The sequence below is a fragment of the Stenotrophomonas sp. 2YAF22 genome (assembly GCF_052114665.1).
Taxonomy (GTDB): Bacteria; Pseudomonadota; Gammaproteobacteria; order Xanthomonadales; family Xanthomonadaceae; genus Stenotrophomonas; species Stenotrophomonas indicatrix.
Genome location: NZ_JBFRFE010000094.1, coordinates 1 through 9576 on the forward strand (window position 1 = coordinate 1; position 9576 = coordinate 9576).

At 64.5% G+C, this 9576-nt stretch carries 7 protein-coding genes; all 7 read right to left on the reverse strand.

Going from position 1 to position 9576, the window contains the following annotated elements; genetic code table 11:
* Window positions 1-760 (reverse strand): discoidin domain-containing protein (locus tag AB4Y84_RS05990; protein ID WP_442249869.1); only part of this gene is annotated, 760 nt, incomplete at its 3' end.
* Window positions 757-1593, reverse strand: coding sequence for a carbohydrate ABC transporter permease (locus AB4Y84_RS05995; protein ID WP_089236185.1), 837 nt, complete (start codon window positions 1591-1593; stop codon window positions 757-759). The genes AB4Y84_RS05995 and AB4Y84_RS05990, both read right to left, overlap by 4 nt.
* Window positions 1590-2471, reverse strand: a complete 882-nt coding sequence (locus AB4Y84_RS06000) for a carbohydrate ABC transporter permease (RefSeq protein ID WP_089236186.1) — start codon at window positions 2469-2471, stop codon at window positions 1590-1592. Before AB4Y84_RS06000 ends, AB4Y84_RS05995 begins: the two co-directional genes overlap by 4 nt.
* Window positions 2468-3748 (reverse strand): sugar ABC transporter substrate-binding protein, encoded by a 1281-nt coding sequence (locus tag AB4Y84_RS06005; RefSeq protein WP_442249871.1) that lies wholly within the window; start codon window positions 3746-3748, stop codon window positions 2468-2470. The genes AB4Y84_RS06000 and AB4Y84_RS06005 overlap by 4 nt, the downstream gene beginning before the upstream one ends.
* Window positions 3749-3812: 64 nt before the next feature.
* Complete coding sequence (locus AB4Y84_RS06010; RefSeq protein ID WP_080148417.1) at window positions 3813-5417, reverse strand: glucoamylase family protein; 1605 nt, start codon at window positions 5415-5417, stop codon at window positions 3813-3815.
* Window positions 5418-5652: 235 nt separating this feature from the next.
* On the reverse strand, window positions 5653-8709 hold the full coding sequence (locus tag AB4Y84_RS06015; RefSeq protein WP_442244298.1) for a TonB-dependent receptor: 3057 nt from the start codon (window positions 8707-8709) through the stop codon (window positions 5653-5655).
* A gap of 76 nt (window positions 8710-8785) precedes the next feature.
* A partial coding sequence (locus AB4Y84_RS06020; RefSeq protein ID WP_442249870.1) for a LacI family DNA-binding transcriptional regulator occupies window positions 8786-9576 on the reverse strand: 791 nt, incomplete at its 5' end.

The following is a 9576-nucleotide window of genomic DNA, read 5'->3' on the forward strand; positions in this document are numbered from 1 at the left end:
CGGTATAACGGTTCGCTTCCAGGCTGGGCAGCCAGTCGATCACCGCACCGCCGATCTCGCGGCTCTTGTGCAGGTCCAGGCTGATGGTCTGCTGCTTGACCCCACCGCTGATCCAGAAGGTATCGGACTTGCCGTCGATCATCCGGTCCTGCAGCGCGGTTGCGGTATCGGCGATCACCGAGGGCCGCAGCGCGGAATCATCCTGCGCGGGCAGGCCCTGCAGGGTCAGCTTGTCGAAGCACACGGTACCGCGGCCGCCGACCTTGCTGTAGATCGTGAATTCCATCGACGCGCTGCGCGCCATGTCCTTCTCTGGCGATGGCCCCCAGGCCTTGTCGATCTGACGGCGGCGATACTCCACCGGCGTCCACGCCTTGGGGAAGGCGTAGCCGGGACGGTTGACCCACCACACGTTGTCGCCGCTGGCGTCGATCAGCTTGAACTGCAGGTCATTGGACGGCGAATCACCGCGCAGCTGGAAGCCGAAACGATAGTTGGCCGGGTACTCGATGTTCAGTGGACGACGGATGCCGACGTAACCGGAGACCTCATGGAAGTCGTAATCCAGGCACAGCGCGCGGCCACCGCCGGCACCACTGACCGGCCGCAGCGAGCCGCTGACCTGGTCCGACAACACCAGCTTCCAGGCGCTGATGTCGTCGAAATCATCCAGCACCTTCGGCGCGGGGAGCGCCGGTGGTGCGGCGATCGCCAGGGAAGACCACAACAGGCCCAGTCCAACGGCGATCGCACGCTTCATCCCTTCACGCTCCCCAGCAACAATCCTTGGATGTAGTACCGCTGCAGCACCAGGAACAGCGCCAGCACCGGAACCACGGTGACCACTGCGCCGGCCATCATCATTTCCACGTCCATGATGTGTTCGCGCGAGAGGGTGGCCAACGCCACCGGCAAAGTGTAGTGCTCCTGGTCGGTCAACACGATCAGCGGCCACATGAAATCGTTCCAGGCGCCCATGAAGGTGAAGATCGCCAGCGTCACCAGCACCGGCTTGAGCATCGGCAGCACGATCTGGAAGAAGATGCGCAGCTCCCCTGCCCCGTCGATGCGCGCCGCTTCCAGCAGCTCATCGGGAATGGAGCGGGCGTACTGGCGCACCAGGAAGATGCCGAACACGCTGGCCAGCGCCGGCACGATCACGCCGCCGAAACTGTTGACCAGGCCCAGCTGCTTCATCAGCAGGAACAGCGGCAGCATCGCCACCTGTGCCGGGATCACCAGCGCCGCCATCAGCACCTGGAACAGGCGCTCACGACCGACGAAGTTGAGCTTGGCGAAGGCGTAGCCGGCCATCGTGTTGAGCAGCAGCGAACCGAGGGTGATCGCCAGCGACACCAACAGGCTGTTGGCGAAGTTGCCGCCCATGCCGGTACGCGCGAACAGCTCCGTGTAGTTGTGCGTGGTGATGCTGGACGGCAGCAGCGGCGGCGGGAAGTGGGTGGCCTCACCCTGCGGCATGAACGAGACCGACAGCATCCACAGCAACGGTGCCAGGCTGACCAGGGCCAGCACCAGCAGCGCGCCGTTGATCATCCACGGGTGCCAGCGTGACTGGCCGATTTCACGACTCATACCAACTGCCTCTTGCGGCCAAAGCGCAGCATCACGGTGGTCACCGCCAGGATGATCAGGAACAGCAGGAACGCCACAGCCGAGGCGCGTCCCAGGTTCCACCACTTGAAGCCTTCCTCGAACATGAAATACAGCACACTGACGGTGCTCTGCAGTGGGTCGCCGCGGGTCATCACGTACGGTTCGGCGAACAGCTGGAAGTAGCCGGAGACAGTGATCACCCCGACCACCAGCAGCACCGGTCCGAGCATCGGCAGGGTGATGTGCAGGAACTGTTTCCAGCGTGAGGCACCATCAATGCGCGCGGCTTCGTACAGGTCATGCGGGATCGCCTGCAGGCCGGCCAGGAAGATCACCATGTTGTAGCCGAAGTTCTTCCACACCGCGAACAGCATGATGGTCGGCATCGCCCAGTTGGGATCGCCCAGCCAGTCGATCGGGCTGATGCCAAGATGGCCCAGGCCGTAGTTCACCAGGCCATAGCTGGTGTGGAACAGGTAGCGCCAGATCACCGCCACCGCCACCAGCGTGGTCACCACCGGGGCGAACAGCGCGGTGCGGAACAGCGCCTTGAAGCGCGCGGCCGGGGCATTGAGCAGCATCGCCGCGCCCAGCGATACGCCGATCGACAACGGCACGCCGATCACCACGAAATAGGTGGTGTTCCACAGCGACTTCCAGAACATCGGGGTCTGCAGCAGGTCGATGTAGTTGCCAAGACCCACGAAGCGCAGGTTGCTGCTGTCGGCCAGCGCATACAGGTCGAAGTCGGTCACGCTCAGCGCCAGCGCCGAAGCCACCGGCAGGCCGAAGAACACACCGAGCACGATCAGCGAGGGGCCGGCGAAGATCCAGCCGGCAAGGGAAGAACGTTTCATTGCGGGCTCCCGGCCGCGACTGCACTGGTCGAACCCGAGGCGGGTGCGCTGCGCTGCAGGCGTTGTTGTTCATGCATCCAGCGCCGCTTGGCCAGCACCTTGTCCACGCGCTGGTCCAGCTCGGCCACGGCCTTGTCCTGCGGCAGGCCACCGCGCACCACCTGTTCGGTGACGATGCGCATTTCCTGCACGATGCGCTCCCATTCGAGCACCTTCGGGGTGGGCTTGACCCGCTCCAGCTGGTCACGGAACGCGGCAGCAAGCGGATCGTTGGCCAGCGACGGCGCGTTCCAGGTGCTGCGGCGCGGCGGCAGGTCGCCGATGATCGAGTGGAAGCGCGCCTGGATTGCCGGCCGCGACAGGAACTCGATCAGCTTCCAGGACGCTTCCTTCTGCTGCGACTTGCGGAAGATCACCAGGCTGGTACCACCGGCGATGCCCGCGCCCGGACCGTCCGGACCCGGCAGCGCGGCCGTGCCCCACTTCCCTTCCAGTTCCTTCGGCTGCAGCTTCTTGAACTCGCGGATGTTCCAGGGGCCGGAAATGTAGAACACGTTGAAGCCGCGGAAGAATTCATCCCAGACGTTGGAGATCTGCGTCTCGGACATTTTCGGCGCCCAGCCCTGCTCGAACATGTTGGCGTAGAACCCCAGCGTGCGGCGGAAGCCGGGGCTGGAGAAATTGCCACGGGTGTCGTCGTCGCGCAGCAGCGGATCGGGCTGCTGCAGGGCCAGCGACAGCTGCTGCTCGAACTCGTTGATCGGCATCAGCACCGCATAGCGGTTCGGGCCCTGCATGCGCTTGATCGCGGCCATCTGCTCGTCCCATTCGGCCCAGGTGCGCGGCGGATGGTCGAAGCCGGCCTTGGCCAGCAGGTCCTTGCGGTAATAGATCAGGCGGGTATCGACGTACCACGGCACACCGACCAGCTCGTCGTGGATCACGTTGGTATCCCAGATGCCCTGGAAGTAGTCCTTCGGATCCACCACGGTCGAGCGCTGCACGAACGGCTGCAGCGGCGTCAGCGCGTTGAGCTCAGYGAATTCGGGTACCCAGGTGTTGCCGAGCTGGCACACGTCGGGCAGGCCGTCGGCGGCGAACGCGGTCAGCAGCTTCTCGTGCGCGGCCGTCCACGGGATGTTCTGCACATCGACCTTGATGCCGGGGTTCTCCGCTTCGAATTCGTGGATCAGCTCGCTGACCACCTCAGCCTCGCGACCCATCGCCCAGAAGCGCACGGTGGTGGTGCCCTGCTCGGGGCGGGCGCAGCCGGCCATGACCAGCGCGGCCAGTGCAGGCAATGCCCAGCGTCGCAGGCGGTGTTTCCAGTCGTGCACCTTGTTACTTCCCCTGGCCGGTGTTGCGGTTGGCATTGTTTTTCTGTTCCTGCGCGGCGGCCGCACGTGATTCAGCGATACCGACCGCACGTGCTGCTGCGGCCTTTTCATCCTTCTGCAGCTCTAGCGGCTGGAAGGAACCTTCCGGTGCCAGCCAGCCACCGCTGAAGCCCGCCCGTTCCAGACCCTTGCGGATGTACGGGTTCTTCTTCATCACATCCCAGACGAAGTCGTTGCGGTAGTTGGCGATCATGGTCAGGATCGGGCCCTGGTCGATGGCGATGTAGTCGCTGGCGACCCAGCCGCGGTCAGGCACCACGCGCCCGGTCTTGATCGGGATGTCGTAGTTGAAACTGGGATTGAACGAATCCAGGAAGCCATAGCTGGAGTAGATGTAGTCGCCGTAGCGCTTGTGCATCTCCAACGTGGCCGGGATCACTTCCTCGGGCGCGAACACGACCGAGGAGATCGCTGCGGTTGGCGCGATCGTGCCGTCATCGAAATTCTCGCGCAGGCCTGCGCCGCGCGACGAGTAATGGCGGAACTGGCGCTGCTCACCGCGGTATTCCTGGGTGGTGTTCTGCGGACCATCACTGGCGGTCAGGCCCCACACGTTCTCGCCGTACTCCTTCCAGTTCATCGGATTGGCGATGGCGTACTCACGCTGGGCCAGCGCGGCCGAACGGCTGTTGAGGAAGTAGGTGCTGCCACGCTCGCGCATGTAGGCATCCTGGATGTCGCGGAAATCGATCCAGACATGGCTGTACTGGTGGCCGAACAGCGGGCCGAAGGACAGGTATTCCTGGCCCTGGTAGACGCCCCAGTCGTTGTCGTAGGTCCGCGTCCACACTGTCCACGCATCCGGGCTGACCGGATGGCTGGGCGAACCCAGGGCGAGGATGTAGACCATCATCGCCTCGTTGTAGCCCATCCAGTCATGGTCGATGAAGCCGTTCTCGGGGAACCAGCCCATCGAGATCAGCGGCGCACGCTGCTGCAGCCACGGCCAGTCGACCTGCTTGTACAGGGTGTCGGCGATCTGCCGGATTTCCTTCTCGCGCGGATCGTCGCCGTCGTAGTACGACTGCGCGAACAGCACGCCCATCATCAGCAGCGCGGTGTCCACCGAGGACAGTTCCACCCAGCTGTCGTAGCGGCGCCCTTCCTGCATGTCCAGGAAGTGGTAATAGAAACCCTTGTAGCCGGCCTTGCCGGTGCGCTGCGGGCCCATCGGCACGTCGCGGAAGAACTTCAGGGTGGTCAGGGTGCGGTCGATCGCCTGGTTGCGGCTGACCCAGCCGTTCTCGATGCCGATCGGATAAGCGGTCAGGGCGAAGCCGACAGAGGCGATGCTGGCGAACGGTCGCGACGGATAGCGGTCCGGGGTAAGGCCGTTGATCTCGTTGGTGGTATCCCAGAAGAACTGGAAGGTGCGGCGCTCGATGTCATCGAACAGCGGCGGCAGCTCCGGCTTCATCGGCCGCGGCGGTGCGTCGGCCTCGATCAGGATCACCGGCGGGCGCGGCTTGGCAGGCTCCTGCTGGGCCGGTTTGCAGGCGGCGATGGCCAGGGTCATCGCAGCGGCGGTCATCAGGTGGCGTGCCTGCATGGCGCGGTTCCTCCGGTGGGCTGATCGATGAAAGAGCATAACGTCCAATGACCTGAAATCGTTTACAAAGTGCGGTCTTAAAAAACCACGGAAACGTGGTCGATGACACCGCGGTCATTGCCCACGCCATTGCCCCCTGTCTGGCAATGGCGTGGGCAATGGACCGGCCCGGGGACCGGCCATTGCCGGTGCCGCCGGCGAACCGGCGGCACGATGTTGCATCAACTGCCTGTGATCAGAAGCGGAAGCCCACTTCGGCCTTGACCTGACGCGGAGTACCGATGATGTCGCCGGTCTCGTTGTAGCTGGCCTGCAGCTTGCCGTTGGTCTTGACGTAGTTGTAGGTGGAGAAGTTGTCGAAGTTGAACACGTTGATGATGTCGATACGCGCGTACAGCTCGGTATCGCCCGCCAGCTTGAACGTCTTCGTCGCCTGCAGGTCGACCGAACGGTAGCCGAAGATCTTGCCACCCACCAGGAACTTGCCATTGGCGTTGGGCACAGCCGCCTGCGGCGTCGGCAGGTTGTAGCCACTGGCCTGCGGCACCGGGTACCAGTCATTGACGGCGGTCGGGGTAGCCAGGGTGATCTTGCCACCGAAGGTGATGCCCCAGAAGCCCGCGTACGAACCGGTGACCACCAGGCGGTGGCGCGGCGCGCCGTTGGAACGGATGGTCGGGTAATCCTCGATCAGGCCGCGGTCGAAGGCGTACTTCTCGTTGATGTCGCGGTTGTGGCGCGCGGTCGTCCAGGTGTAGGCGATCGAGGTACCCCAGCCGCTTTCCTGGGTGAACGGCTTCTGCGCCGACAGCAGGATCTGGGTCGCACGGGTCTTGATGCCCTGCTGGCCGATGATCAGGCTGCCGAAGCCCGGCACGTTGCAGCTCCAGGCCTGGCTCAGGCCCGGCTCGGTGCCACCGCACAGGCGCGGGTCATCGAAGAACTGGCCGGTCGGGTAGCGGTTGCCCAGGGTGAAGGCGAAGCCGTCGTAGCTCAGGGTACGGGCGATGGTGGCGTCGGTCAGCCAGTCACCGATCTGGTTGCTCATGCCCAGGCTGAACTGATCGGAGTACGGAGCCTTCAGCTTGTTGTTCAGCAGATCCACTTCCAGGCCGGCATTGCTGGTCGCACCGACCAGGCTCTGCAGGTTGCCGATGCCGTTGAGCAGGTTCGGGTTCCAGTCATAGCAGGCGGCCTGGCCGTTGATGCAGGTGCCGGTGGTCGGGTTGCGGAAGTAGATGGTCGGCTGCGGCAGGGCCAGCTTGGTGGTTTCCAGCTGCAGGTTGTCGAACAGGTCGCGGTCGTACGAACGGCCGGCACCACCGTGGATCACGTGCTGCTCGTCGGCGTTGATGTCATACGAGAAGCCCAGGCGCGGCTGCCAGGCATCCTTGAATGCCTTGCGGTTGTGGCCGTTGCTGATGTAGTCGCTGATGTCCAGGCCGCCCAGCGCCAGCGAATCGGCGTAGGTCTGGCCGGCGGCAGCACGCGGATCCTGCGAATAGATCGCGTCGACCACGGCCTGCGGGGTGACGAAGTCCAGGTAGGACGGGGTCTTTTCGTAGTCCCAGCGCAGGCCGAGGTTGATCTGCAGGTGGTCGTTGACCTGCCAGTCGTCCTGGATGAACACACCGTACTGCTTGGACTTCGAACGCACTTCACCGGACACGCCGTCCACGCCGGTCACCGGCTTGACGAACTGCGCCTTGTACGGGATGGAATCGGGGAAGTCCGGATCGCCCAGGCTGTAGGTGAAGGTCGGGTTGATCTGCGCCGCATCGGAGGCGTACAGGTCGATCGCCTTGTACTTCACGCCCATCTTGATGGTGTGGTCGCCGGCCCACTGGATGCCGTCCAGGGTCAGGTTGTCTTCGATCGACCAGCCCTTCTGGCCCTTCACCTGCGAATCCAGTGCCGATGCGCCACCGATCTTCACCACGGTGCGGTCTTCGGTGCCGTCCGGTGCGGTGTAGGTGATGCCGTTGGCCAGGGTCAGCGGGGTCGGGTTGTTGAACGAATCTTCATGGGTGACCATCATTTCGTTGTAGTAACGCTCGCCGCTGTGGTTCCAGCGCAGGGCGTAACGACGGTCGGTGTTGACCACTTCACGACCGGCTTCCGGCGAGGTCTGGCCACTGAACTGCGACTGGGTTTCGTCGCGGTCCTGGAAGGTCAGCTCGATGCGATCGTTGTCGGTCGGCTCGAAGTCGATCTTGCCGAAGATCAGATCCTGCTGGAACGGCTGGCTGGCCGGGCCCAGGCCGGCGGCGCCTGCGGGCGGCAGGAGGCCGGCAGCACCGGTAACCGCGCCGTCCGGCGCGATGGTGACCGGCAGGTCGAAGCGCTTGGCTTCGTAGGTCACGAAGAAGTGGGCCTTGTCCTGGATGATCGGGCCGCCCAGGGCGAAGCCGTATTCCTTCTCGGCCGAGACCATCTTGTCCTTGCCGCCCTGGCGCTCGGCCGGCGTCTTGGCGCGCATGTCCTCGTCGGTGTAGCGGTAGAACGCCTCACCCTTGAATTCATTGGTACCGGACTTGGTGGCAGCGGTCACTGCGGCGCTCGACACCTGGCCGTACTCGGCCTTGTAGTTGCCGCTGATGACCTTGTATTCGCCGATGGCCAACTGCGGGAACGGGTTGCCGGCGCTGCCGGACTGGCCGGCCACGCCGCCGCCCTTGACGTAGCTCTTCTGGCCCACGCCGTCGATGTAGACGTTGGTACCGTCGGAATTGGTGGCACCGCCGCGCAGCGAGGTGTTGCCCTTGGCATCACGGGTGAAGATCAGGCCCGGCACCGCGTCGGCGAACTCCAGGAAGTTGCGCGACACCTGCGGGGTGGTCTGGATCTGCTGCAGGCTGACGGTCTTGCCGACTTCGGAGGTACGCACTTCCTGCAGCAGGGTCGGCGCGACGACGTTGACGGTGTCCAGGTTGGTGGCGGCGGTCGAGCCGGTACCACCGGCAGCCGCCTCGCTGAAGTTCAGCGTCGCGGTCGAGGCGACGGTGACGGTGACCTTCTGGGTCTGGCCGTTGGCGACCACGTTGTAGGTGCCCGGATCCAGGCCCATCAGCGAGTAGCTGCCGTCGGCACGCACGGTGCCGCGACGGACGGTGCCGGTGGCGACGTTGGTGGCGGTGACTTCGGCACCGGCCTGGGCGCCGGACACCTGGCCGCGCAGGCTGGCGTTGGCCGACTGGGCCATGACGTTCGGGGCGGCGGCCAGCATCAGGCAGCTGACCAGTGCGGTGCTCAGCAGCCGGCGCGCCGGCGTGCGGATAGTGGAATGCATCATCAACTCAATCTCCGGGTGGCGGTGACCGCTTGCGCGGCACCTGCGATCAATCAAAAAAGAAGGAACGCCTCTGGCTTCAATGGCCGGATGGCGGAGTGGTGGAATCGCGAACAATCAGGCGCGGGACCAGGGTCTGCTTGTCCCCTGCCCCTTCCGTGGAGGTGCCGTCCATCAACTGCAACAAACGCGACATCGCCCGATCGCCCAGTTCGGCAATGCTGACCTGCATGGTGGTCAGCGACGGGTGAACGAAACGCGCAAGCGGAATGTCATCGAAGCCGGCCAGGGCGACATCGGTCGGGACATGGACACCTGCCTGCGCGAAGGCATACAGGCAACCCAGGGCCATCATGTCGTTGGCGGCGAATACGGCATCGGGCAGCGTGCCGGCTGCCAGCAACTCCTGACCGGCGCGATGGCCGGAAGCTTCGTCGAAATCACCGGGCAGCTCGATGCCTTCAGCGCCGCTGCCAAACGCCGCCAGCGCGTCACGGAAGCCGCGCAGGCGCTCGCGCGCGTCGAAGTTGAGGTCCGGGCCAGAAATGAATGCAATGCGCCGATGGCCAGCATCGAGCAGGTGGCGGGTCATCGCCATCGCCCCTGCATGGTCATCGATGCTCAACACCGGATGGTCCTGCCCAGGCAGGTAGGTGTTGATGAGTACCGTCGGCAATGCCTGCGGCAGGTTGTCGGTCAGGAACCCGGGGCTCTCGGCATAGGGCGAGAGCACCAGCAGACCGTCGACCCGGCCGCGCATGGCACGCAGGGCTGCGCCCTGCTGCTCCTGGTCGCCGTGATAGCTCGACACCAGCAGGTGCTGGCGCCGGCTGCGGGCGACGTTGTCGATGCCACGCATCAGTTCGGAGA